Origin of the sequence: Streptomyces sp. L-9-10, from assembly GCF_004151105.1 — a bacterium.
Classification (GTDB): Bacteria; Actinomycetota; Actinomycetes; order Streptomycetales; family Streptomycetaceae; genus Streptomyces.
Genome location: NZ_PHRF01000121.1, coordinates 10,612 through 35,038, shown reverse-complemented (window position 1 = coordinate 35,038; position 24,427 = coordinate 10,612). Strand labels below are relative to the sequence as shown.

General features: G+C 71.4%; 19 protein-coding genes. 6 read left to right on the top strand and 13 right to left on the bottom strand.

Going from position 1 to position 24,427, the window contains the following annotated elements; genetic code table 11:
- Positions 1-183: 183 nt before the first annotated feature.
- Both CU044_RS28665 and CU044_RS28660 read right to left on the bottom strand, forming a co-directional pair.
- Positions 184-1,698, bottom strand: coding sequence for an FUSC family protein (locus tag CU044_RS28665; RefSeq protein WP_129771709.1), 1,515 nt, complete (start codon positions 1,696-1,698; stop codon positions 184-186).
- A gap of 289 nt (positions 1,699-1,987) precedes the next feature.
- Positions 1,988-4,105: a BTAD domain-containing putative transcriptional regulator gene (locus CU044_RS28660; protein ID WP_129771670.1), complete on the bottom strand. Its 2,118-nt coding sequence runs from the start codon at positions 4,103-4,105 to the stop codon at positions 1,988-1,990.
- A gap of 168 nt (positions 4,106-4,273) precedes the next feature.
- On the opposite strand from CU044_RS28660, the gene CU044_RS28655 reads away from it, so the two are divergent.
- The gene (locus CU044_RS28655) at positions 4,274-5,152 is read left to right on the top strand and encodes an alpha/beta hydrolase (protein ID WP_129771669.1); all 879 of its coding nucleotides are present in this window, start codon (positions 4,274-4,276) and stop codon (positions 5,150-5,152) included.
- Positions 5,153-5,214: 62 nt separating this feature from the next.
- Here CU044_RS28655 and CU044_RS28650 read toward each other — a convergent pair whose 3' ends face one another.
- The 3 genes from CU044_RS28650 to CU044_RS28640 all read right to left on the bottom strand — a co-directional run bounded on the left by CU044_RS28650 (position 5,215) and on the right by CU044_RS28640 (position 10,737).
- Entirely contained in the window at positions 5,215-5,874 is a 660-nt protein-coding gene (locus CU044_RS28650) for a TetR/AcrR family transcriptional regulator (RefSeq protein ID WP_129771668.1), read from the bottom strand.
- A 58-nt stretch (positions 5,875-5,932) separates the two neighbouring features.
- On the bottom strand, positions 5,933-6,721 hold the full coding sequence (locus CU044_RS28645; RefSeq protein ID WP_129771667.1) for an SAM-dependent methyltransferase: 789 nt from the start codon (positions 6,719-6,721) through the stop codon (positions 5,933-5,935).
- Positions 6,722-7,002: 281 nt separating this feature from the next.
- On the bottom strand, positions 7,003-10,737 hold the full coding sequence (locus tag CU044_RS28640) for a S8 family serine peptidase (protein WP_129771666.1): 3,735 nt from the start codon (positions 10,735-10,737) through the stop codon (positions 7,003-7,005).
- A gap of 308 nt (positions 10,738-11,045) precedes the next feature.
- On the opposite strand from CU044_RS28640, the gene CU044_RS28635 reads away from it, so the two are divergent.
- The 3 genes from CU044_RS28635 to CU044_RS28625 are packed head-to-tail and all read left to right on the top strand — an operon-like array spanning position 11,046 to position 13,695.
- Complete coding sequence (locus CU044_RS28635) at positions 11,046-12,440, top strand: hypothetical protein (protein ID WP_129771665.1); 1,395 nt, start codon at positions 11,046-11,048, stop codon at positions 12,438-12,440.
- A 57-nt stretch (positions 12,441-12,497) separates the two neighbouring features.
- On the top strand, positions 12,498-12,980 hold the full coding sequence (locus CU044_RS28630) for an Lrp/AsnC family transcriptional regulator (protein WP_129771664.1): 483 nt from the start codon (positions 12,498-12,500) through the stop codon (positions 12,978-12,980).
- A 25-nt stretch (positions 12,981-13,005) separates the two neighbouring features.
- The gene (locus CU044_RS28625) at positions 13,006-13,695 is read left to right on the top strand and encodes an HAD family phosphatase (RefSeq protein WP_240045900.1); all 690 of its coding nucleotides are present in this window, start codon (positions 13,006-13,008) and stop codon (positions 13,693-13,695) included.
- 104 nt (positions 13,696-13,799) lie between these two features.
- On the opposite strand, the gene CU044_RS28620 is transcribed toward CU044_RS28625, so the two are convergent.
- Positions 13,800-14,453 (bottom strand): TetR/AcrR family transcriptional regulator, encoded by a 654-nt coding sequence (locus CU044_RS28620; protein ID WP_165371994.1) that lies wholly within the window; start codon positions 14,451-14,453, stop codon positions 13,800-13,802.
- 104 nt (positions 14,454-14,557) lie between these two features.
- Between CU044_RS28620 and CU044_RS28615 the strand changes: the two genes are divergently transcribed.
- Positions 14,558-15,268, top strand: coding sequence for an SDR family NAD(P)-dependent oxidoreductase (locus CU044_RS28615; RefSeq protein ID WP_129771661.1), 711 nt, complete (start codon positions 14,558-14,560; stop codon positions 15,266-15,268).
- 121 nt (positions 15,269-15,389) lie between these two features.
- On the opposite strand, the gene CU044_RS28610 is transcribed toward CU044_RS28615, so the two are convergent.
- Entirely contained in the window at positions 15,390-16,187 is a 798-nt protein-coding gene (locus tag CU044_RS28610; protein WP_129771660.1) for a winged helix-turn-helix domain-containing protein, read from the bottom strand.
- Positions 16,188-17,397: 1,210 nt separating this feature from the next.
- On the opposite strand from CU044_RS28610, the gene CU044_RS28605 reads away from it, so the two are divergent.
- Complete coding sequence (locus CU044_RS28605; RefSeq protein ID WP_193564102.1) at positions 17,398-17,748, top strand: hypothetical protein; 351 nt, start codon at positions 17,398-17,400, stop codon at positions 17,746-17,748.
- Positions 17,749-17,853: 105 nt separating this feature from the next.
- Here CU044_RS28605 and trpC read toward each other — a convergent pair whose 3' ends face one another.
- The 6 genes from trpC to CU044_RS28575 form a co-directional block, all read right to left on the bottom strand.
- Positions 17,854-18,660, bottom strand: a complete 807-nt coding sequence (gene trpC, locus CU044_RS28600) for an indole-3-glycerol phosphate synthase TrpC (protein WP_129771659.1) — start codon at positions 18,658-18,660, stop codon at positions 17,854-17,856.
- 78 nt (positions 18,661-18,738) lie between these two features.
- On the bottom strand, positions 18,739-19,242 hold the full coding sequence (locus tag CU044_RS28595) for a YbaK/EbsC family protein (RefSeq protein WP_129771658.1): 504 nt from the start codon (positions 19,240-19,242) through the stop codon (positions 18,739-18,741).
- The gene (locus CU044_RS28590; RefSeq protein WP_345790159.1) at positions 19,239-20,399 is read right to left on the bottom strand and encodes a branched-chain amino acid aminotransferase; all 1,161 of its coding nucleotides are present in this window, start codon (positions 20,397-20,399) and stop codon (positions 19,239-19,241) included. The genes CU044_RS28595 and CU044_RS28590 overlap by 4 nt, the downstream gene beginning before the upstream one ends.
- Positions 20,400-20,465: 66 nt before the next feature.
- Positions 20,466-20,840 carry a nuclear transport factor 2 family protein gene (locus CU044_RS28585; RefSeq protein WP_129771656.1) on the bottom strand — a complete coding sequence of 125 codons (375 nt, stop codon included), beginning with the start codon at positions 20,838-20,840 and terminating at the stop codon, positions 20,466-20,468.
- A 69-nt stretch (positions 20,841-20,909) separates the two neighbouring features.
- Entirely contained in the window at positions 20,910-21,119 is a 210-nt protein-coding gene (locus tag CU044_RS28580) for an MbtH family protein (protein ID WP_129771655.1), read from the bottom strand.
- Positions 21,120-21,159: 40 nt separating this feature from the next.
- The coding region (locus CU044_RS28575; protein WP_193564101.1) for a non-ribosomal peptide synthetase at positions 21,160-24,427 on the bottom strand (3,268 nt) is incomplete at its 5' end.

Genomic DNA, 24,427 nt, shown 5'->3' with positions numbered 1-24,427 from the left:
ATCCGATGAAGGCCCGCCCGTCGTTCCTGCCGCTCACTGTCTGTCCCCTCTGCTGATCTCTTCGGCTGATCTCTTCGCCCGTCGTGCGGGCCACCGCTCCCCCGGTGTCCGGGGCAGACGGTAGCAGGGGGTCTGGACCAATCGACCGGCCCGGTAGGCCGTTTCCAGGCGGCTTCCGGCAGTTCAGGCCGGGACGAGCCGCCCGCGCGGCGCCTTACGCAGAGGCGCGGAGAGATCCGCGAGGGCCCGCTCCAGGCCGTGCAGATGGGCCAGCGCCGCTTCGGCCCCGGGGTGGTCGTGCGGGGCGTCCGGCGCCCCGGGCACCGGACGGGCCGGCTCCGCCCCGGGCGGTGCCAGTTCGCGTACGGCGGCCTCGACCCGACGGCAGGCCGCGGCGAGCCGGGCGTCGTGCGAGGCGGCGGGGTCGGCGGCCACCGCGGCGAACCCCCGTACCTCGCGGGCGCACTCGTCGAGCAGGACGAGCACCTGGCGGGCTCTGGCCCCGCGCGCCCGCAACGGGTTCAGCGGATGAACGAGCGGCGCGAGGGACATCCGTACCCGGCCGAGCAGCAGTTCCAGTTCCGCGGCGAGCGGCCCCGGGTCGGCGTGTTCGTCCCCGGCGAGCCGACGGGCGGCCGTGGCGGTGCAGCCGTGGACACAGCGCAGCGCCTGCTGGATCCACGCGTCGGTGACGGCGTGTGTGGTCACCGGCAGCAGGAGAAGGACGGCCACCGTCGCACCCAGTGCCCCCACACCGGTCTCCGCCAGCCGCAGGGCGAGCAGCCCAGGGTCGAGCACGCCGAGCAGTCCGTACAGCAGGCCGACCATGACGGTCACGAAGAAGATCATCCAGCTGTACGAGACCGCGGCGGTGTAGAAGATCCCGAACACGCACACGGCGACGAGCGCGGCGGTGGGGGCAGGCGCGCCGTGCAGGGGTACCGCGACGACCAGTCCGACGGCACAGCCGACGGCCGTGCCGACCATCCGCCGGAAGCCGCGGACCAGGGTCTCCCCGCGTGAGGCGGTGTTCACGAAGATCCACCAGGCCGCGCCGACGGCCCAGTACCACCGGTCCTGTGAGAGCAACTGGCCGGCGCCGAGCGCGAGCGCGCCCGCGACGGCCACCTGAACCGCCTGCCGGGTGGTCGTACGGACCAGACCGGACGCACCGGGCAGCGCGGGTACGGCGGACGGCGGCAGGCGTCGCTCGTAGCACCAGACGCCGAAGCGGACGACCGACGAGGCGAGCAGGGCGAGCAGAACCGCGGCGTACAGACCGGGCAGTCGCGCGGGGACCGTGTGCAGGAACTGCGCCACGAAGAAGGTCATGAACCCGAAGACCCCCAGGGCATGGCCCCGCGGGCCCCAGCGGCGGGCGTACACCCCGGCACCCGCCACGACGAGGAACGCCCCGTCGCGGAGCAGCGGGTGATCGTGCAGCGCCGACGCGAGGGCGAGCACCGGAAATCCGACGGCGGGCAGGAGCGCGGTGGTGACGGCCTGGCCTCGGACCGTCGTGTCGGTGACCGTGAAGAGGGCGAGGAGCGCGGCGAGCCCGCCGGTGACGACTCCGGCGAGCGGGTGCCCGGCCGCCCCGCACACGAGGACGGCCAGGCCGATGCCGAGAACGGCGCGCACGGCACCGTACAGCCGCAGCCGTCCCGGATCGGGACACACGAACATCCTCTTCAGCACTGCCAGCCCGCCCGTTTTCACTCCGGCATGAGAAAAGCGCCGCGGGGATCCGCAGCGCCATTGTTGGTTCCATCACAGCATCCTCGGCCCCAGTGGCTCAAGTCGGCTCCGAGCTGCTGGGCCATTGGCATAGTGAGCCGCGATCGCCGTGAGCGGGCGGAGGGCCAACGGGCCAAGGACGCGCCGCCGGACGGTGCGCGCGCCCGGCGATGGCCACCGCGGTCACGGCCGTGGCATACGGCCGTGGCGATGGCTGTCGCCGTGGTTGTTCAACGGCTTCCCGCCGAACTTACGGCCCGGTCCGTCCGGCCCGTCCTGCTGATCCCGCGGTGGCGAGCTCATCGAGATATCCCGCGACCGGGCCGAGGCTGAACAGGCCGCTGCCCGCCCCCGCCAACTCCCCCGCCGCCGGGGTCAGTTCGCCGTGAGCGCGCCGTATGGTCTCCCGGTCCCCGAGGGCGACGGCCGCCCGCGCGGTGAGACACCACAGCGCCTCGAACAGCAGGTCGGGCGGCGGGTCCGGGCTCTCGCGCAGCGCCGTCCCGGCCGCGTCGCGGCGGTCCTGTGCCAGCAGCACCAGGGGACGGGCCCATCGCTCGTACGGCCCGTAGTCGAGGTGCTCGTCGGCCGGGGCCGGCAGGCCGTGCCGCACCCGCAGGCACAGCAGCGCGAGCGGCAGCAGGCCGCGTTCCAGGCCGGGCATGCCGGCTCCGTCGAGACGCGCGGCGGCATCCCGGTAGGCCGCCTCCACCTCGGCCGCCGGTGCCCGGCCCGTCTCGGCGAGCCGCAACGCGCGGTACCACTCGGTGAACACGCCCACGAGCGGCAGCTCATGGCGCTCGGCCAGCCCGTCGGCGGCGGCCGCGTGCCGGTCGGCTCCGCAGAAGTCGGCGAGCGCGCCGCGCGCCTGGAGACGGATGAGGTGGCCGAGTACCTCGTAGGTGACCAGATCGTGGCGGGCGGCCAGAGTGACCAGTTCGGCGCCGATCCCGTCCCGGCGCGGGGCCAGACCCGCGCGGTGGAAGGTCTGCATGAACACGGCGTTGAGCGCGAAGGCCAGCAGTGCGGGGTCGTCCAGGCCGCGTGCGATCCGCTCCGCCTGCCGGGCGGCATGGAGGCCGCGTGCCGAGCGGGTGCCGCCCGGCCGAAGGGCGTGGGGCGGGGTGCCGCGCGACTCCAGCGCGATCGTGGCGAGCAGCCGGGCCCGAGCCCCCTCGTTGCCACCGGGAGGGAGCGCGGTCAGGGTGCGTTCGGCCGCGGCCACGACGGCCGCCGACTGCTCCGGGTCGTCCGAGCGCGGCCAGATCGCGGGGACGTCGTACGCGCCGATCACCCGGGCTGTCAGCGCCGGGTCGCCCAGCTCCTCCGCCGCGGTGATGGCCGCCACGCGGTGCAGGCGGGCCGCTTCCAGGCCGCCGCCTCCGGTCACCGCGAGGCCGCGCAGCAGGCCCACCGTCGACTCCAGGCGGGCACGGGCGCCGGAGGCGACGGTACGGTCGTACGCGGCGGCCGCCCGCGCCCACACCTGTCCCGCGGCGCCGTCCGCGCTTTCGGCCGGCCCACCTGTCCCGACCGACCCACCTGTCCCGACCGACCCGGCTGACCCGACCGACCCGGCCTGCCCGCTCGGTCCGGCCTCCCCTGCCGAGGGGCCGAGGTGGTCGGCGTGGGCGAGGATGTCCGCTTCCAGACGGCGCAGCCCCGGGCCCGGGTCCACCCCCAGCTGCTCCACCAGGAGCGTGCGTGCCCGGCGCAGCACCGCGAGCGCGTCGCCCTGGCGGCCGGTCCGGTAGAGCGCGAGTGCCAGCAGCCGCCAGGCGTCCTCGCGCCAGGGGTGCTCGGCGACATGCGCGTCCAGGTCCGGCACCGCCTCGGCCGCCAGGCCCAGGGACAGCCGGGCCCCGGCCCGCCGCTCGACGGCGTGCAGTCGCAGTTCGGCCAGGCGGGAGCGCTCGGCGCGGGCCCAGGCCGCGTCGGCGAACTCCGCGTACGCGGGCCCGCGCCACCATCCCAGCGCCTCTTCCAGCCGCGCGAGCGCGTCCCTCGGGGGCAGCGTCGCGGCGGCGGCCACCGTCCGCTCGAAGCGCCAGGCGTCCACCGTGTCCGGCTCCGCGCGCAGCGCGTATCCCGGCCCCTCCGTGATCAGCAGCCCGGCCGGGGCACGGGGCGGGCGCTCCGGCTCCAGCTCTCGGCGCAGCGCGGCGACGAAGGTGCGTACGGCCCCCACCGCGCCGGGCGGCGGATCCGCCCACAGGTCCTCGACGAGGCGGCCGACCGGGACGACGCGGCGGCGGGCGACGATCAGCCGGGCCAGTACCGCGCGGTGCCGCGGCCCCTTCAGCGCGATCGCGCCCCCGGCAGCGTCCCAGGCCGTCACCGGCCCCAGCACCCCGAACCCGACCCGCACCCGTGACCACCCCTTCCCTCGGGCGTGGCTTCGCCCCCGGCCACGCTATAGCGCGCTGATCCGATGCTCATTCGCGCCCGGCAGGCTGAAGGCACCTGTTCACACCGGTCGACCGGGGCGGCCACATCCCCCCGGTCAACCGGATCAGCCAAGGAAAGAGGCGGAACCATGACGCCTGCCATCGCCGGCTTCGAGTACCGGCGCGTTCCCGTCGCGGACGGCGTGTCGCTGAACGTGGCCCTCGCGGGCACGGGCAGTCCGGTCGTGCTGCTGCACGGCTTCCCGCAGACCCATCTGATGTGGCGGCACGTCGCCGCCGACCTCGTGGCCGATCACACCGTGATCTGCCCCGATCTGCGCGGCTACGGCGCCAGCGACAAGCCCGCCGAGGCCGGTGGCGACACGTACTCCAAGCGCACCATGGGCGCCGACATCGTCGCCCTGGCCCGCGCGCTGGGCCATGAGCGCTTCGCGCTGGCCGGGCATGACCGGGGCGCCCTGGTCGCCTTCCGCGCCGCACTCGACCACCCCGCGGCGATCACCCACCTGGCCTGCCTGGACGTGCTGCCGACCCTGGACATGTGGGAGGTGATGCACGGCACCACCGCGGCCGTCGGCTTCCACCTCTATCTGATGGCCCAGCCGCCAGGTCTGCCCGAGCGGATGATCACCGCCTGCGCGGACGAATTCTTCGGCCATTTCCTGGACAGCTGGACCGGCGACCCGCGGGCGATCCCCGCCGGTGTCCGCGCCGCGTATCTGGACGCCTGCCGTGACGCGGTGCCCTCCATCGTCGCCGACTACCGCGCCTCGGCGGGCGTCGACGTCGACCACGACCGTACGGACCGGGACGCCGGCGAGCGGCTGCGGATGCCGGTCACCGTCCTCCAGCAGGACTGGGGCGCGGCCCTCGGCTACGACGCCCGGGCCCTGTGGCGGGCGTGGGCCGCGGATCTGCGCCATGTCTCCGTCACCTACGGCCACTTCATGGCGGAGGAGGCCCCCGCCGATATCGCCAAGGCCCTGCGGGACCTGCTCACCCGGTGACGGACCCGCTCACCGGCTGAGGAGGCGAGGCGCGGGGCCGGGGCCCGGGGCCCGGGGCGTCCTCAGCCGGGCAGGGAGATTCCGTTGATGAGCACTTCGGCGACATTCTCGGCGTAGAGCCGTACGCGCGCCTCGTCCTGTGACATCACTTCCGGATTCATCAGCGCGGCGAACCCGATCTGCGCATAGGGCGCGGGGCCGCCGGAAGTGAGGAGAAAATAGAAGACCTCGTACGGGATGTTCTTGATTCTTCCCTGCTCGCGCAGCAGTTCAAAAACGGGAGTGATACGCGAGCGTACGGGCTCGATGTACTGGTGGTAGAGATAGTCCACCCGCTCCGTGTGGACCCCGCCCTCCACCGTGACCAGACGTCCGAGATAGGGGCGCGTCGCCGAGTACTCGATGAAACTCCGGATCAGTACCCGCAGCCGTACCATGGGGTCCGCGGACTCGTCGTCCGAGGCTTCGAGATGCTCCAGGAGCGGGCGGAAAGCCCAGTCGACGGCGGCGCGCCACAGATTGGCTTTCGAGCCGAAGCGCTGATAAAGAAGGTTGCGGCTGACGCCCAATTCGTCATTGACCGTCCGCAGTGAAACCCCGTTGTATCCGTGCACCGAGAAAGCCTCGATCGCCGCGGCCATCACCTGGTCGGTCGGCGCGAATTGGGCGTCTTTACGCGGACGCCCTCGCGGACGGGTGACGGGTTGCGGAGTATCAGGCATGGGACCAGTTTAGCGGCGCCCACTCCTGTCCCTGTCGGGATCGGGGGGGAGGAATTCACTACCGCACGCGCGCCACTCCGACGTAGAAGCCGCTCTCCTCGCGCTCCGGCGCCGCCGTGTCCCGGTACCATTCCGGGGCCCTGACCAGGCCCGGGTCCACGAGGTCGGTTCCCTCGAAGAACCGCTCCACCTCGGCGCGGGTGCGGGGGCACAGGGAGATGCCCCCCTTCCGGTACGTCCCGGTGACTTTGCTCGCCTGCTCGGGATCGAGGAAATCGGCGGTGCCGTGCGACACGATCAGGACGCTGCCGGAGGACAGGGTGTCCACCAGGGTGCGGGTGATGCCGTACGGGTCGTCCTCGTCCGGGACGAAATGCATCAGCGCGATGAGCGACAGGACAACGGGCCGGCTGAAGTCCAGTAACGCGCGGGCGTGTTCGAGGATCTCCTCCGGGCGGCGGACATCCGCCTCCAGGTAGTCGGTGGCGCCCCGCGGACCGCTGACGAGGCGAGCCTCCGCGTGGCGCAGCACGATCGGATCGTTGTCGGTGTAGACGATCCGGGAGGCCGGGAGGATCTCCTGCACGACCTGGTGCAGATTCGGCTCGGTGGGGATACCCGTACCGATGTCGAGATACTGGTCGATACCCTCGCGGGCGGTCCAGGCGACGGCGCGGTGCATGAACTCCCGGTTGATCTGGGCGCCGCGCTGCGCGCCCGCGGCCAGTTGCTCCGCCATCTCGATGTCGACGGGGTAGTGGTCCTTGCCACCGAGAAAATAGTCGTACACACGAGCGGGGTGGGGCTTACTCGTGTCGATGTGGCGCCTGAGCCTGCCGACCGTCACGGGGATGCTCCTGTATGTGGGGGGGCGGAGAAGGACGGATGATGCTTACCCGCGCGGGCGTGCGGGCGAACTGACAGATTATGGGGCGGAGTTGGTGCGCACTCGTCGCGATACACCTTTGTGCCGGACGAGTTGGCCTGTTCCGTTCGGCCTTCGTCCGGCAGTTCACGGTGGCGCGGGCCCGGTGGACCGGTACGGCCGACAACTCAGGCCGTACCGGTCCACCGGGCCACGGTTCAACGGGCCGCCGAGCGACAAGGCCACCGGGCCCTGAAACGGGGCTACTTGACGCCGACCGCCCGGATGATCTCCTGGGTCACCGATCCGCCCCGGTCATCGGTGGCGGAGGCGCGCAGCGAGACATACGTCGCGTCCTTCGGTACCCGTACCGTGCCCTCCCAGGCCGCCCGCTTGCCTCCGGCCCGGTCCAGGGAGACGGCGGTCCAGCTCTTGCCGTCGTCGTACGAGACCTCCAGCCGGCCGCCACCGATCCTGCCGGTGTCCGGTGCTCCCTTGACATATTCGGAGAAGATCCCGAGCGACAGCCGCTTGCCCGCGCGCACGTCACCCGCGAGATCGGTGTCGACGTCGAAGCCGAGGTTGAGGAGCGGCAGGAAGGTCTCGCGGTCCGTGGGGGTCTCCGCGGAGCGGAAGGTCCACTCCGAGTGGCCCTTGACGGACAGCCGCCAGCGTTCCGGGTCGAGGGTGGTGTCCGTGACGACCTTGTAGGTCTGCTCGGCCGGGTCGGCGTCCCAGGCGTACGCGCCCGAGCTGGTCCTGCGGTCGATGAGCTGCCCGTTCGCGTACACCTCGGTGGTCTGCGTCATCGAGTCGTCGCTCCACACGTCGCCGAAGCCGGTGTGGTCGGGGCCCGAGTCTCCCCAGCCCGGTGTGTTGAATCGCAGGTCATTGCCCCTGCGCTGCTGTCCCCAGCCCAGCCCGGTGCCCAGCCACGGGTGCAGCACCGGCTTGAACCAGTCCAGTCCGGAGCGTGTACCGCCGCGGTAGGACACCACGCCGCCGCGCTGTTCGAGCGTGGTGGGGCCCGCGGTGACGGACTCGTGCCAGTACTGGCCGGCGCCCGTGCTGACGTAGTCGGTACGCTCCGCCGGGTAGGCGGTCTTCTCCGGGAAGCCGAAGCCGATGGGGAAGGTGTCCGTGATCGAGTAGCGGAACTCACCGCCGTCGACGGGCTCGGCCGCGTGGAACTTCGTGTTCAGCACCGCCAGTTCGCGTGTGCCCGGCCGGTAGACCAGATCCTCGGGGATGGCTCCGGGGTGCCCCTCGGAGAGGTCGTAGACGTACGGGGTGTAGCGCGTGCCGGTCAGCTCCGCGCTCCGGTGGCGACGGGCCGACTCCAACAGCCGTGTGCCGTCGGCCGCGTTGACGGTGGCGATGGTCAGCGGACGCTCCTCGCCGGATTCCGTGGCGAAGTCGGCCAGCAGCCGGCCGGGCGCGTCGTCGGTGACGAACAGCGCCTCGGCGCCCGCGTCCTGAGCGTTCTGAGCCAGCTGCCGCGGGCTGACGGTGTCGCTCGCGCGGACGACGACGGCCTTGCCGCGCGCGGCCCCGCCCTCGTACTCCTCCGTGCTTCCGGTACCCGCGTCGATCAGCGGCAGCCGTTGCCGTCCTTCGGGCAGCGCGGAACCGAACTGGACGACGGTCTCCCCGATGCGCTTGCCACCCGCCGTCAGCTCCAGCAGCGGCTTGCCGAGGCGCCAGACCGTGCGGTACTCGAAGGTTCCGGTGGCGGGCTCACGCGTGGGGGCCGCGAAGACACTGTCGTAGGTGAGCGGCACCTGCACGGCACCGCCGTACGTCGCGCCGTTCGCCTCCCTGTCGAACTCCATCAGCAGTTGACGGGTCTCGGTCCGGCGGTCCACCTCGGCCCGGATCTCCCGCAACCGCCGCCCGTCGAGCGTGATGTCGCGGTCGCGGTCCATGACGACCTCGGGCTCGGAGAGGAAACCGAGGCCGAGCGAGTCCTTGTCCTTGCTGCCGCGTACGTCGAGGAACGAGGAGATGGCGTAGTCACCGGGCGCCAGGCGCAGCCGGAGCGTTCCGGAGTCTCCGACCGTGGCCGGGAAGGGGTCATGGCCCTCGGCGAGCCTCTGTACCGAGAGCGGGGCGGCGGTGGGCGCGCCGTCCCGGTCCTTGGCGCGGACCGTGAGGGTGTACCGCTCCTCCTCCTTGACCAGGCCGAAGGCGGTGTGCGCGACGACCGTGTCGCCGTTCTTCGCGACGATACGGCCCGAGGTGGTGCCGACGGGGGCCCTCGTGCCGTCTCCGGTGACGGTCGTCGCGGCCGTACCGTGCGCCGGGACGGTCAGGGTGGAGTCGGCGAGCGTCACGACTCCGTCGGCGGCACCGTCGACGGCGAGGCTCAGAGTGACGGGACTGTCGGAGGAGTTGGCGTAGCCGACAGTCCGGGTGACGGGCTTGTTGTCCTCGTACGGCCAGCTGTGGAAGCCGAGGTCGGCACTGCCGGTCGCGGTGATGGCCGCGTCCACGGCCGCCGGTACGTCGACCCGGCCCGCGCCGAGCGCGTAGACGGAGTCGGTGAGCCGCGCGGACGTGCTCATGAGCGCGTCCTTGAGCTGCTGCCCCGACCAGTCGGGGTGCTTCTCGGCGAGCAGCGCGGCGGCTCCGGCGACATGCGGGGTCGCCATGGAGGTGCCGCTCATCGTCGTGTACGGGCCACTGCCCTCGGTGAGCTGGGAGCGGGCGGCGAGGATGCCGACGCCGGGGGCGGACAGGTCCGGCTTCAGGGCGTTGTCGCCGTAGCGCGGGCCCTGGCTGGTGAAGTACGCGGGCTGGTCGGCGGAGTCGACGGCGCCGATGGTCAGCGCGGAATCCGCGGCGCCGGGCGAACCGATGGTGCCCGCGCCGCCGGTGTTGCCCGCCGCGATCACGAAGAGCGCGCCGGTCTGCGCGGAGAGGGTGTTGACCGCCTGGGCCATCGGGTCGGTTCCGTCGCTGGGTTCCGGCGAACCGAGGCTCATCGACACGATCTTGGCGTCGATGTCCTTCGCGGCCCACTCCATACCGGCGATGATCTGCGATTCGCTGCCGAAGCCCGCGTCGCTGAGCACTTTGCCTACGGCGAGACCGGCGCCGGGGGCGACGCCCTTCTCCTTGCCGTCCGAGGCCGCGCCGCTGCCGCCGACGGTGGAGGTGACATGGGTGCCGTGTCCCGCGCGGTCGGCCACCTCCTCGCCCTCGATGAAGCTCTTCGTCTCGCCCAGCCGGCCGGTGAGATCGGGGTGTCCGGCGTCCACGCCGGTGTCCAGGACGGCGACCTTGACGCCCTTGCCCGTGAGGCCGGCCTCCCACGCCTTCGGGGTGCCGATCTGGGCGTTGCTCTCGGCCATGTCGGCCGTCACGCGTCCGTCGAGCCAGATCTTGTCGATGCCGGCCGCGAACCGCGCCGCGGCGGGGGCCGAGGAAGCGGTGGACGCGGAGGAGGCCGGGCGAACGACCTTGTCCCAGAAGGCCGTTCCGTTCTTCGACGCCTCGACGGCGGCGCCGTTGACGCTCGGCAGCGACCGTATCCGGTCGGCGCCGCGCGGGGTCGCGGCCCTGGTGCCCTTGCCGTACGTGACGATGAGCGGGAGTGTGCCGGTACCGCGGTCGTCGTAACCCAGCTCGATCAGGGAGGTGACGTCGAAGAGCCGCTTGTCGAGTGCGCCGGACCGGAGATAGGGCGTGGCCTCGTCCGGTACGACGGTGATCCCGCCGTCGGAGATCTCGCTGCGCACCGCTCCGGTCGCGCCCTCGGGACGTTCGACGGAGACGGTGCGCCGACCGCCGCCCACGTCGGTGACGGTCACCTTGTCGCCCGTCACGAGCGTGACGGTGTGTTCGGCGCGGGCGGTCGCGTTCGACGGCGGCGCCGCGTCCATGGTGGCGGAGGTGCGGCCGGCGCCGGCCGCGACGGCCTGTCCGGCGGGGAGCAGTACGAGCGAGAGCCCGGCTGCCAGCAGCCGGGCCCCGCGTCTCGCCGGTGCTCTGGTCATGAGTTGCCTCTCCTCAAGCACCCGGTGAAGGAGGTGGGTTCGGGTGCTTCGAAGAGTCTCGGCGCTCCTTTCTTCGAACACAGCGTCGGATACTGGCGGTAAGTCGCCATGGCGGCAATCTGCCATGCGCGGCCACGGCCGGACTCCTGCCCCGGCGCCAAACCACAACGATCCCCATCACACCGGATCCACCGCACAACCACTCCCAAGGGTGGCGGCGCGTCAGTTATCGCCGTCCCCGAGGTTTCACCCGGGGCGCGTACTGCCAGAGATCAGGTGACTACTTACCGTAGAGACGAGGAACAGTGTTGGCCCGGAACAAGGACGACGGCTCCCACACCCTGCTGAGCATGCTGCACAACTCGCTGACCGACACGCGCAGGGAGCTGCGGGCGGCCCTCGCCGAGGGGTTCGACCGGCTCCGCATGGCGGGCGACGAGGCGCACCGGGCCACCCAGGAGGCCCTCGCCTCCGGGCTGAACGAGCTGCGTACGGAGCTGCGGGAGACGAAGGAGGGCCTGGCGCGCGGCAGGGACGAGCTGGGGCAGACCGTCGAAACCGCCGTGGAGATCCTCCAGGACGAGGTCCAGCAGCTGAAGGAGGCCGTCGAAAGCCTCCGTCCCGGGTCCGCCGGTCACCCGTCCCTGCCGTTCGGGACGACCGGCGAGCCCCTGTTTCCTCCCGGGATGAGGGTGTCCGACATGCCCGGGGTCCCCGGTATGCCCGGCAGCGTTCCCGGTATGTCCGGCGTCGCCGGTATGCCCAGCGTTCCCAGCCAGCGTGAGGAGGACGACGCCCGGACCGTACGCTCGGGGCCCCCCGAGCCGTCGGCACCGGCCGAGACCTCGCCCGAGCCCTCCCCCGATCCTTCGCAGCCGCCCGAGCACTCGACACTGTCCGAGCCCTCGGCGCTTCCCCGGGGCGTCCCGGTGGACGGGGCCTGGCCAGGGCTCACGGAGCGGGTGACCCCCTCACTCCTGGACGCGCTGCGCCTGGAGTTCAGCCCGCTGCTGGAGCACCTAGAAGAGGCCCGCGGCGAGCTGGCGGCGGTCCGCGCGGACATCACGGCGCTGACCTCCCGCATGGACGACGCGGAGGGGGGCCTGCGCGCGCCCGGGGAGCCCGCGCGACAGGCGCCGCCCGTGGCCCCCGTAACCCCCGCGCACCCCCTGAACCTCATGCACCCCGTGAGCCCCGTGCGCCGTGTGACCCCCATGACCGAGGAGCACGGTGAGCTGCTGAAACGCGCCGCCCGGGTGTCGTCGGCGTCCCTGGTCTGCCACCGCGACACCTGGGAGTTCATCACCGGCCAGGCGGGCCGGCACTCCCACTTCCGGATGCCTCCCCGGATCACCGACCGGGGCGACGACCGGATCGCCGCCGCGCTGTCCGGGCGCTCGCTCATCGCCGTCCTGATCTCCCTGTTCACCACCCGGCACACCACGGACGCCGGTGACGGCGACTGGGCGCTGGCCACCACTCTGTACGAACGCATCGGCGCCGGTCTGGACGCGCTCGCCCACGCGGGGACCACCGTCACCATCACGCTGGACGACCGTGCTCCCGGCGCCGGGAGCGCAGACGCGGACAGCGACGGCGACAGCAGCGCCGACGTCGGCGGCGAGGCGGCCGAGAGGATCAGCCTGCCGTCGCCCGCGTCACCCGAAGGCCCGGGACTGATGGCTCAGGCCGGTCCCACATAATGGGGCCATTGGTACAGGCACGGGCCGTACCCACGGACGGCAGGAGGCCGGCGGACGATGGCGGTGGACGCGCTCGACACCCGCATCCTGCGGCTCCTCATCGAGCAGCCGCGTACCAGCGTGCGGGAGTACGCGCGCATCCTGGGGATCGCCCGGGGAACGCTCCAGGCGCGGCTCGACCGACTGGAGCGCGAGGGCGTGATCACCGGCACCGGGCCGTTCCTCTCCCCGGCCGCTCTCGGCCATCCGGTGCTCGCCTTTGTCCATATCGAGGTGACGCAGGGACATCTGGACGAGGTCGGTGACGCACTGGCCGAGGTCCCCGAGATCGTCGAGGCCTTCTCGATCACGGGCGCAGGGGATCTGCTCACCCGGGTCGTGGCCCGCGACAACGGCCATTTGGAGGATGTGGTCCAGCGTCTGATCCAGCTGCCGGGTGTGGTCCGTACGCGTACGGAGATGGCGCTGCGCGAGCGAGTGCCGCACCGGCTGCTGCCACTGGTCGAGTCGGTGGGCCGGGCCGTCGGTGAGCGACGCTGAAGGAACGCTTGGCATGCTGGACCGTATGAGCACTTCCCCAACGCTTGCGGTCATCTTCGATCTCGACGGAACACTCGTCGACAGCGAGCCCAACTATTACGAAGCCGGACGACTGCTCCTGGCCCAGTACGGTGTGTCCGACTTCAGCTGGGAGCACCACAGCCGGTTCATCGGGATCAGCACCCGCGAGACGCTGGAGGCGCTGCGCGGGGAGTACGGGATCGACGCGCCGCTGGACACCCTGCTCGCCGAGAAGAACCGGCTCTATCTGGAGCGGGTGCGCGCGTCGACGGAGACGTTCCCGCAGATGCGGAAGCTGGTGGAACGGCTGCACACCGAGGGCGTGCCCCTGGCCGTGGCGTCCGGATCGTCCGGGGCGGCCATCGAACTGGCGCTCGCCGTCACCGGACTCGACGGGTATTTCGCCACGACCGTCTCGGCCGAGGAGGTCGCGCACGGCAAGCCGGAGCCGGATGTCTTTCTGGAGGCGGCGCGCCGGCTGGGAGCCGAACCCGCCCACTGCGTGGTACTTGAGGACGCCGCGCCCGGTGTGATGGCCGCGCGGGCCGCGGGGATGCGGTGTGTCGCGGTCCCCTACGCCGCCACGCCCGGCGCACCGCTCGATCCGGCGTTCGGTACGGCGGGGCTGCTCTTCCCCGCGGGGCAGGGCGAGTTCACGGCGCAGGCCGCGTACGCGTGGATCGTCGGGGAGTAGAGCCCGCCGCCCCCGCATGTTCCCGCCGATCCCGTTCGTCCCGTCGATTCGCGTGGCGGACGACTACGTGGGGCGGCCCACTGTCGCACCACGTTGACGATGCGTCAGTTCGTCCCGTGGTGCTGGATCTCCGCGGCGGAGCGAGTGCGGAGGCCGTCGAGGAGGAAGGCGATGCCGCGTCGCCAGGCGTCCGGATCGTCGTCCGCCGTGGCGTGGAGCGCGGCGGTCGTGAACCAGAACACATACGACAAATCCGCCGGGGTGAAGTCCTCGCGAAGGGTGCCTTGTCGATGCGCGTTGGCGACGACGCGGCGAGCGGTCTCCGCCTGAGCCGAGCAGACGTCGGTCAGACGCCGTGAGCCCGGAGTCCCGCCGCTGAGGGCTTCACCGAATGAGCGGTCGCTCGCCTGGAGGTCGCACAGACGCTCGACATAGCCGGCGAACCCTTTCCACGCGTCCTGTTGCCCCAGCGCCCAGTGGCCGACCTCCTCCAAGCGTGCGGCGAGAGCATCCGGCACCACCGCGTCGATGAGCCGCTCACGGCCTCCGAAACGGTGGTAGAGCGTGCCGACGCTGACTCCCGCGCGCTTGGCGATCTCATCCACCGGAGCCCCAAGCCCTCGCTCCCGGAACACCTCGGCCGCCGCCGCCTTCAGCCGTTCCTCATTGCGCGCCGCGTCACTCCGCAGCCCGCGCACGGCCTTCGGCCCGCCCCGGCGGCCGACCGCCCCGGCTCCCTCGTCCTTGTCCGCACGCACCGCGAATCCTTTCTTGAGTACCCCCTCAAGTTTAGTGGTACCGTGCAAGATAAGTTGAACGGACATTCAACTTATCGTCGCAGCCTCTTGAGGAGTACGCCGCCATGTCCCCTGTGATCGCCGTTCTCGGGGCCGGTACCGGCCTCGGAGCCTCCTTGGCTCGTCGCTTCGGCCGTGAGGGCTTCCGGGTCGCTCTCGTCGCCCGCCGACCCGGACGGCTGGAGAAACTGGTCCGCTCCCTCGCGTCCAACGGCATCGAGGCGGCGGCCTTCCCCGCTGACCTGGCCGACCCCGCCGGCATTCCGGCACTGGTGGCGAGAGTCCATGAACGTTTCGGCCGCATCGATGTGCTGGAGTACTCGCCGGCACCGATGACGGCCATGCCCCGGCCCGCGACGGAATTGACCGCGGACCGGCTCGGCGAGCTGCTGAGCCTGTTCACCCTCACACCCGTCGCGATCACCCGCGCCGTCCTGCCGGCCATGACCGCACGCGGCGACGGCGCCATACTGGTCACCCACGGCCTCACCGCCGCCCACCCCATGCCGGGCATGAGCGGTGTCGGACCGGCCATGGCCGCCACGCGCAACTACCTGTACTCGCTCCACGGGGAAATCGCCCCACTGGGCGTATACGTCGGCACGCTCACCGTCGGCGCCGTCATCGCCGGAAGCGAAGGTCACGACAATGTCGAGAGCGCCTCTCTGCCGCCCGGAATCACTGTGGTCGAGCCGGACCGGCTGGCCGACATCTACTGGCGCATGTACCAGAACCGCGACCGCGTCGAGGAGTTCTGGCCGCCGCTCTCCGCCTGAGACATCGTCCGCCGGCAGGCCGGACCGAGACCAACACGGCTTGCGGACGGGACTGGAGCAACCAACACGGCGAGGCACGGCGCCGGCGCGCGCGAGCCCGGCAAGATCCAAACGAGAGGTACTAGCTCCGGTCCGCCATGTCGCCGTTGAGCAGCGCGACGCCGAGCGGGGTGATGGTGTGCTGCACCTTGTTGAACGTGCGCAGGGTGGTGATCAGCCCGGCCGTGCGCAGGACCGAGGTGTGCTGGCTGGCCGCTGCCGAGGAGATCCCCACGCTCTCGCCGACTTCGGTGGTGGTGCAGCTGCTGGTCACGGCTTCGAGAACCGATGCGCGCGTACGCCCCACCAGCGCGTGCAGCGCGTGTTCGGCGCCGCCCTTGGACTCCCACAGCGAGTCGGCCCACTCGGGGTTGGCCCGGGTGGGGTAGATCAACGTCACCGGGCGTCCGTCGGATCCGCCGCCCGACAGCACCGGGGGCCGGCCCGCGAGGAAGAGTGAGGGCGCCAGCGCGAGGCCGCCCGACTCCAGTTTCAAGTCGTCCCCGTTTCCGGGGACTTCGAGGATCGGCGCGTCCCAGCGGATGGCCGGGTGGAGGGTGGAGAGCAGCTTGCCGACGCCGTCACTGAGCATGATCTGACCGCGCGCGGTGCGGTCGGCGTGCAGCCGCTTGGAAATGGCCTTCCAGTACGGAGCTATCGCGATGCGGTGGAACTCCTCCAGATCCTGGACGACTTGAGGTCTCTCCCGGGAATCGGACGGCTCCGCGAGGCCGCCGTCCTCCGTGGCGCTACGCGCGTCAAGTCCCAGTCTTCGCACCACTTGATCGATGTCCGGGATGGGACGGACCACTTGGGCGAGCCTCACCAGGGCGCGGATGTTGCCGGAGTTGCCCACCTTCTTGCGCCATGGCTTGAACACCGGTCCGCCGCCGCCCAGGCTCAGCTCTTCCAGGGCGAAGAGAGACTCGCGAACTTGATCAACCTGCGGAAGAACTCTGGTTTGCGACAGGCTCTCAGGCGTAAAATATATGCGACGCATACTCCCCCGCAGGATCCGTGCGCACTGTCGACCCGGCCTCGGATTCACCGGCGACGAGCCGCTCCCACCGTTTCAACTCGCAAGTGCATTCGACGTTACCACGAGTCGCCAAGGGCTATCGGAAACATTCGAAAGTACCGTTGGCCTCGATGACTTCCATAGTGCGTCCGCCCCATCACATCCGACAGGGGAGGCCGCACGCCTATGGAGGTACAGCTGGCTGCACCTGCCCAAGAGGGGTCAGCTGTAGTTGAAAGTGCGTCAACCCCGCTGTTTTCCGAGAGTTTAGCCGCAGTCCCGAGCCGCGCCCGACAAAGGGCGCCGCGCCGCCGGCGGCGTTCTTCCTATGCCGGAATGGGCAGGGTTCCAGAACATCTCCGGGAAATGTGGCCAGAATTCCGCAGTGGCCCGCGAGGACGCTTTAGCGAGGGCTAAAACTCCGCCGGGCGATCCGGCCGCATCCCTTCCGCTTCCGCCGGCAACACGGCAGGTCGTACGTGAGCCGGGCGCCGCAGCCGGATCTACCCCATCCCCGCCTGTTCCACAACCGGCGACGCCCGGCCACGGCCCGGCCACGGCGGTCGACAGGATCGGCGAGGCGTCGCCGGAGGGTCTCCCGGGATGGCCGGGCGGCGAGCATTTCCGCCACCAGAAAGGCGAGTTCGCGCGACTGCCGGCGTTCGAGTGACCGCCGGGCGGTTGCCCGCCACCGCACCCGGGCGATGCCCGCGCCGTCGGTCGCCGGCATCGCGGCGGAACTTCACGGAGCACTTCACGGAGGACTTCACCGAAGACTTCGCCGAGGCCTTCCTCATGAAGACGACCTCATGAAGGCGAACGGACCGGGTGGTCGGTTCGGAAAGCGCGTGGATACCGCTGTGCGCAAAACCGGGCGAGCAACATGGAAAAACGGCGGCTTGAATTCGATTCCGGCGCGGGGTCTGCCGGACGAATGGGAACCCACCGGTGGAACACCGCGAGGCATCGGTGGATCGGCGGAGCGGACCGGAGTGGACCGGAGTGGACCGCACCGGCCTTCCCCGATTGGCCTGGTCCGCGTACCGGGGCCCGTGTTCGCCGCGATACGGCCATGGCGGCAATCACGAATACGGACAACGGCCGAGCGGATCATGAACAGGGGCCGCGGGCTCGTCTCTGTTTCTTTTTCACGCCGCCACCGATCGCCTGTGCATTGGCCGTCCGGAACGCGATCGTGAAACGAGAGTTGCTGAAGTCGGCCCGGCTGGCCACGGCGATCGCCGCCGCCCTCCGATCGCGGGGCGTCCCGGAGGCGACGGCCACGCTCGCGGCGGAATCCGGCGTGACCGTGTTCGGCGTGGCCTTCGGCATATGGATCACCGAAGGTGAGGAGCGGTCGTTCCTCGACCTCGAACGCGAGGTGCTGGGAAAGCTCGTGGCGCTGGCCGCCGGCGCGACGTGATCAGCGTAGGGATGGATCAGCGTGGCGATGGATCAACGTGGCGATCGATCAACCGGGAAACCGCCCGCCGATGTCGGCGCCGGCGGGCGGTGATCACTACCGCGTTCAGGCCCTCGGCGCCCGTCCGGCACGCCCCGCCGCGCGCAGTGCCGCCAGCGCGGGACCAGGGCCCGCGGCGGTCACCAGCGCCTCGCCCACCAGCACGGCGTCCGCGCCGTGAACCGCGGCCTCGGCCACGTCCTCGGGTCCCCGGATACCGGATTCCGCGATACGTACCACCCCCTCCGGGATGCGCGGGGCGAGCCGGGCGAAGGTACCCCGGTCGATACGGAGGGTCTTGAGATCCCGGGCGTTGACACCGATCACCGGCGCGCCGAGTGCCAGCGCGCGATCGGTCTCCTCCTCGTCGTGCACCTCCAGCAGTGCGGTGAGCCCCAGTTCACCCGCGAGCTTCAGCAGCGCGGCGAGTTCGTCCTGCGCGAGCGCGGCCACGATCAGCAGCGCCAGGTCCGCGCCGTGCGCCCTGGTCTCCCACAGCTGGTACGGCGTGACCACGAAGTCCTTGCGCAGTACGGGGATCCGCACCTCGGCACGGACCGCGTCCAGGTCGGCGAGCGAGCCATGGAAGCGGCGCCCCTCCGTCAGGACGCTGATCGCGGCCGCGCCGCCGCGTTCGTACTCCCCCGCCAGCGCCGCCGGGTCGGTGATGGCGGCCAGCGTGCCTCTGGACGGGCTGGCCCGTTTCACCTCGGCGATGACCCGCACACCCGTGCCGCCGCGCAGCGCGGCGGCGGCGTCGAGGGCGGGCGCCCGCTTCAGCGCCCGCTCGCGCACCTCGCTTTCGGACACCCGCCGTTGGCGCTCGGCGACGTCTTCGCGTACTCCGCCGATGATCTCGTCGAGCACGGTCATGGGGTGTCGGGTCCTCTCACATTGATTCCCGCTGCCGTCCGGCCGGACGGCCGGACGGTGACGCGGTCACCGCCCGTGTCAGGTGGCGATCGGGACGATCTTGGGGTTGGCGAGGGCCAGATAGTCCTCGGAGGCGAGCGCCACCGACAGATCCAGCCTGGCCGCGTTGAAGTAGAGAGTCGGCTCCACGAAGAGCGCGGGGTCGGCGAGCACGGTCAGCTCGTCATGGAACGAGAACGGGATGATGCTGCCGCTCACACAGCCGGTCAGGCTCTCCGCGAGGTCGCGCCGGGCGAGTTGGGCGCGCTGTCCGCCGCACTCCGCCGCGACCCGCGCCAGGTCCACCCGGCGGTCGCCGGGGATCACCGCGAGGATGTGCCGCTCGGCGGGGGTGCCGCCGAGCACGGTGACGATCATGCATTTGGCCGCTGCCGTCAGCGCGTGACCGCGCAGCACGCTGGCGAGCGCGGTCCGGCCCTCGGGCGTGTGTGCCAGGAGTTCGTAGCGTGCGCCCGACTCCTCCAGCAGGTTCAACAGACGCTGTGACGCGACGAGTCCGTCGCGACCGGCGGTCTCGTTCATGTGGTCGCCGACTGTCTGGCCGGGGACACCGGCCGCATCCAGGAGTGGGGGTCGGGCAGTTCGCCGCGCTGGATACCGAACAGCGCGGCGGAGAGCCTGCCGGTGATCTCGCCGGCCGTGTTCACACGGGCCCCGTTGCCGCCGGCGCTTCCGCCGGCAGTGTCTGCGCCAACAGTGTTTGGGCCGATGGTCCAGGAGCCGTCCTTGGTGCTGACCTCGTTGACGGGGCTGATCCGGGCGGCGGTGCCGCACGCGAAGACCTCGGTGATCGCGCCGGAGGCGCAGTCGGCACGCCACCGCTCCAGGCTCAGCGGCGCCTCGCTCACCGGCACGCCGAGGGTGGGTGCCAGTCGCAGCAGCGCGTCACGGGTGACACCGGGCAGCAGGCTGCCCGTCAGTGGCGGGGTGACGAGCCGGGCCGAACCGCCGGATCCGTAGACGAAGAACAGATTCATGCCCCCCATCTCCTCGACCCAGCGGCGTTCCACCGGGTCGAGCCAGACGACCTGGTCGCATCCCTTGCTCTGGGCCTCCTCCTGGGCGAGCAGGCTCCCGGCGTAGTTGCCCGCGCATTTGGCGGCTCCGGTGCCGCCGGCGGCGGCCCGGGAGTACTCGTCGGTGACCCAGACCCGTACCGGGCGCTGGGCAGGGCCGAAGTAGCCCTCGGTGATGAACGCGACCATCAGGAAGCGGTATTCACGGGCGGGGCGCAGGGCGAGGGTGCGCTCGCTCGCGAAGAGGAGGGGGCGCAGATAGAGACTCATGCCGGGGTCGTCGGGTATCCACTCCTGGTCCTGGGCGACCAGGGCGTCCACCGCCGCGAGGAACAGTTCCTCGGGCGGCTCGGGCATCATGAGGCGACGGGCCGAGGCGCGCATCCGTACGGCATGCGCGTCCGGCCGGAAGACCGCGACCTCGCCGGTGTGCGAACGGAACGCCTTGAGCCCCTCGAAGACGACCTGGCCGTAGTGCAGACCGACCGTGGCGGGGTCCAGGAGCAGCGGACCGTACGGGACCAACTCGGCTTCGTGCCAGCCCTGTTCGGGGTTCCATCGGGCGGAGACCATGTGCTCGGTGAAGGCGGTGCCGAAGGCGGGGGCGGCGCTGCGCTCCACGCGCTCCCGCTCCGTCAGTGGTCGGGCTACTGGTGTGGACACGATATGCACTCCGGCCTCCTGTGGCGGTTCGTGCGATCGGGGTGTGGCGGGGTGGGGCGGGGTGGGTCAGACGAGTGGGGCGAAGAAGTAGGTGTCCCGGCGGCTGAACCGCCGCTCGCCGTCGAGCAGGAAGAAGTCGGCGAATTCCAGCTGGACTTGGCGGCCGTCCTTGAGGACGCCCTCGAAGACACCGTTGACCGCGACCTGGTCGCCCCGTGCGACGACCGTGGCGACGGTGTGCCGGCCGCTCTCGATCACCCGCTCGCCCGTGTAGAAGGCGGTCAGGCCGGTGTGACCGCGCATGGGCTCGTAACCCGGCCGCCGGTAGACGGCGTCCTCGGTGAAGAGCGAGACGAGTCCGAGGACATCGTCCGCGTCCACCAGCCGGTAGTACTCACGTACCCGGGCCACATTGGCCTCGGTGGGAGAGCTCTCGGTCATCTGCTGTCCTCCGTCCGGTGTGTGCGGGCTGTGCGGGCTGTGCGGGATCCCTGGGCTGTACGGGTCACGTCACGCGCCCATGGCCTCGATCAGCGACTTGGGCCGCATGTCGGTCCAGTTGGTCTCCACGAAGTCGAGGCACTCCTGCCGCCGCCGCGGGCCGAAGACGACTTCCCAGCCCTTGGGCACGTCGGCGAAGGTGGGCCACACCGAGTGCTGGCCCTCCATATTGACGAGTACGAGATAGAAAGCCTCATTGTTCTCGAACGGTACCGACATTTCCGTTTTCCCTCTCATTCGGATATGGACGCGCGAGGCGTCAGCCGAGGAGTGCGCGCAATTCGCGCAGGAATTCCCCGGAAAGCTCCGCGATGGTCTTCTCGTGATGCGTCACGCTGGAATAGCGGATGGCGAGCCGGAACCGGCCGCCGGTGACGACGCCGGTGATGTCGAGCAGATGGGGCCGCTCCGCGCGGTCGCTCTGCTGGGCGACGGCCGGCAGTACGGCGCGTACCGGACCGCCCCGCGCGGCACTCGGGGCGTCGTCGAACCGGCCGAGGTAGTTGAAGACCACCTGTGGCGCGGGCGCGGCGACCAGCGCGGGCTCCCGCTGGAGGTAGCGCAGGGCGCCGTACCCCAGTCCCTGCCCGGGGACGGCACGCAACCGCCGCCCCACGAGCTTCACACGCGCCCTCGGCGGCTGATCAGCCGGGACGCTCAGATGGACCGGATGGATGGCGGTGAACCAGCCGACCGTACGCGACAGATCGAGGTCGTCGAACAGCTCACCGCGGCCATGGCCTTCGAGATCGACGGTGACGCCTTCGCCACCCGCCCATCCGGAAAGGCTCGCGCCGAGCGCGGTGAGCAGAATGACCTCCGTACGGACACGGAATGCGGCGGGCGCCGTACGCAGGAGCACCTCGGTCTCCGACTCGTCCAGTTCGACGGTGAATTCCGCTTCCGTGGCGACCGTATTCGGTCCCGGCCCGTCCAGCGGAAGAGGAGCGGATTCGTTCTCCAGCACCTCTTTCCAGTAGGGGAGTTCGGCTGCGAACGCGCCGTCCCGGGCGTGCTCGTACCATCGCGCGGCCCACTGCGCGAAGGACGTACGGACCGGCGCGACCGTGACCGGCTCGCCGTCGCGCGCCTGCCGGTAGGCGGAGTGGATGTCGGCGAGCAGGATGCGCAGCGACACCGCGTCGGTCACCAAGTGGTGGGCGACGAGCAGCAGTCGGGGCGCGCTGCCCGCGCCGCCGTCGAAGAGGACGGCGCGCGCCACCGGTCCTTCGGTGAGGTCCAGTGATGCCTGGGCCTCGGCCGCCGCCCGGTCCATGACCTCTGCCAGCTCCCGCGCGGTGACGCCGAAGATATCCCGTCGGGCGACGGGGACCGGCTCTGACTCCGGGACGATGTGCTGGGTTCGTTCGACGCCGCTGCCGGTGAAGCGGGTCCGCAGGGCCTCATGGCGCGCCATGACGGCGGTGACGGCCCGGATCAGCGCGTCGTGATCGGTGTCCGGCGCCAGCTCCAGCTGGACGGACATGTTGTAGTGGTGCGGGTCGGTGCGGTATGTCTCGAAGAAACGGCGTTGTACGGGGGTGAGCGGCAGCGGCCCCGCCGCCGTCGCGCTCTGTGGCGCCGGTCCTTCGCCCAACCCGTCGTTCGGTCCGTGCGCCGTACTGTCGACCAGCTCCGCCAGCGCGCGCACCGTCGCGGCGCGGAAGATGTCCTTCGAGGTGAGCGGCACCCCCGCGGCGCGGGTGCGCGCCACCAGCTGGATGCTGAGGATCGAGTCACCGCCGAGATGGAAGAAGTTGTCGTCCAGGCCCACGTCCTCGACACCGAGCAGCTCGGCGAAGATCCCGGCGAGCAGTACTTCGGTGCCGGTGACCGGCCGTGCGCCGGGATCTCCGGCCGTGGCGGTCGGCTCCGGCGCGGGGAGCGCCTTGCGGTCGACCTTGCCGTTGGCCGTCAGGGGCAGTTCACCCAGTACGACGAGCGCGGCGGGGATCATGTAGTCGGGCAGGGTCAGGCCCGCGTGCCGGCGCAGCGCGTCGGTGTCGAGCGCGGGGACATCCGTGGCGGGGGCGACGCTGCCGGTCGCGGCCCCGTCCGGGTGCGGGGTGACGTAGCCGACCAGCCGCAGTCCGCCAGGCCCCTCGGCGGCGACCACACACGCCTGTCCCACGCCCGGTCCGGCGGCCAGCACGGCCTCCACCTCGCCCAGTTCGATCCGCAGCCCGCGGATCTTCACCTGGTGGTCGGTGCGGCCGAGGTACTCGACGGTTCCCCGGCCGGTCCATCGCACCAGGTCGCCGGTACGGTACATCCGCGCGCCCGGCGCACCGTACGGGTCCGCCACGAAGCGCTCCGCCGTCAGCCCCGGCCGCCCCAGATACCCACGGGCCAGCTGCTCACCCGCGAGATACAGCTCCCCCGGCACCCCCACGGGCACCGGCCGCAGCAGCCCGTCCAGGATGTGCAGCCGGGTGTTCCAGACCGGGCCGCCGATCCCGTGCCGTACGCCGGGCCGTATGTCCTCGGTGGTCGCCCAGATGGTGGCCTCGGTCGGACCGTACAGGTTGGTGACGCTCGCGGCGGAGCCGGCGAGCCGCTCCGCGAGGTCCGGCGGCAGCGCCTCGCCGCCGACGAGTACCCGCAGGCCCTTGACCGCGTCGGGCTGTACGGCGAGCAGCATCCGCCACAGCGACGGGGTGGCCTGCATGATGCCCGCCCCGGAGTCTTCGAGGATCCCGGCCAGCCGGTCGGGGTCGCTCACGGCCTCCTGTTCCGCGACGATCACCCGCGCGCCGGCGAGCAGCGGGAGACAGATCTCCAGCGCCGCGATGTCGAAGCTGATGGTGGTGACGGAGAGCAGCTGGTCGGCGGCCGTGAGCGGGAATCGGTCGGCCATGCAGGCGAGGAAGGTGGCCAGCGCCGCGTGCGGGATCACCACGCCCTTGGGCCGTCCCGTGGAGCCTGAGGTGTAGATGACGTACGCCGGGTGGTGGGCGGCGTGCCTGCGTACCGGATCGACCGCCTCGTGGGCGGCGGGGTCGTAACCGTCGCCGTCGGCGGGCTGGTCGAGGAGCAGCAGGGGGCTCTTGCTGTCCGCGACGCGATCGCGGGTGGCGGTGTCGGTCAGTACGCGGACGGGCTCCGCGTCCCGCAGTGTGTACGCGAGCCGGTCGGCGGGGTGGCCGGGGTCGAGCGGCAGATACGCGCCGCCCGTCTTGAGGACCGCGAGCAGCGCGACGACGAGGGTGGCGGAGCGGGGCAGCGCGAGCGCGACCACGTCCTCGGGGCCGACGCCCTGCGCGATCAGATGGTGCGCGAGCCGGTTGGCGCGCTCGTTCAGCTCGGCGTAGGTGAGGGTGCCGGAGTCGCTGACGACGGCCGGCGCGTCGGGGGTGCGGGCCGCCTGCCGCTGGAACAGCTCGATGACGGTGGCGTCCGGCAACTGCCGCTCCGCGCCCGCGCGGTCCGCGTCAATGCGCGCCTGCTCGCCTTCGGTCAGCATGGCCAGCCCGGCCATCGGACGCTCCGAACCGCCCGGCGCGGCCAGCGTCTCGGCGAGGGTCACG

Excerpts from the sequence above, each read along its gene's own strand:
- CU044_RS28655 (WP_129771669.1), top strand. The coding sequence starts at position 4,274 with ATGACGCCTGCCATCGCCGGCTTCGAGTACCGGCGCGTTCCCGTCGCG.
- CU044_RS28650 (WP_129771668.1), bottom strand. The coding sequence starts at position 5,874 with ATGCCTGATACTCCGCAACCCGTCACCCGTCCGCGAGGGCGTCCGCGT.
- CU044_RS28640 (WP_129771666.1), bottom strand. The coding sequence starts at position 10,737 with ATGACCAGAGCACCGGCGAGACGCGGGGCCCGGCTGCTGGCAGCCGGG.
- CU044_RS28630 (WP_129771664.1), top strand. The coding sequence starts at position 12,498 with ATGGCGGTGGACGCGCTCGACACCCGCATCCTGCGGCTCCTCATCGAG.
- CU044_RS28625 (WP_240045900.1), top strand. The coding sequence starts at position 13,006 with ATGAGCACTTCCCCAACGCTTGCGGTCATCTTCGATCTCGACGGAACA.
- CU044_RS28615 (WP_129771661.1), top strand. The coding sequence starts at position 14,558 with ATGTCCCCTGTGATCGCCGTTCTCGGGGCCGGTACCGGCCTCGGAGCC.
- CU044_RS28605 (WP_193564102.1), top strand. The coding sequence starts at position 17,398 with ATGGCGGCAATCACGAATACGGACAACGGCCGAGCGGATCATGAACAG.
- trpC (WP_129771659.1), bottom strand. The coding sequence starts at position 18,660 with ATGACCGTGCTCGACGAGATCATCGGCGGAGTACGCGAAGACGTCGCC.
- CU044_RS28595 (WP_129771658.1), bottom strand. The coding sequence starts at position 19,242 with ATGAACGAGACCGCCGGTCGCGACGGACTCGTCGCGTCACAGCGTCTG.
- CU044_RS28585 (WP_129771656.1), bottom strand. The coding sequence starts at position 20,840 with ATGACCGAGAGCTCTCCCACCGAGGCCAATGTGGCCCGGGTACGTGAG.
- CU044_RS28580 (WP_129771655.1), bottom strand. The coding sequence starts at position 21,119 with ATGTCGGTACCGTTCGAGAACAATGAGGCTTTCTATCTCGTACTCGTC.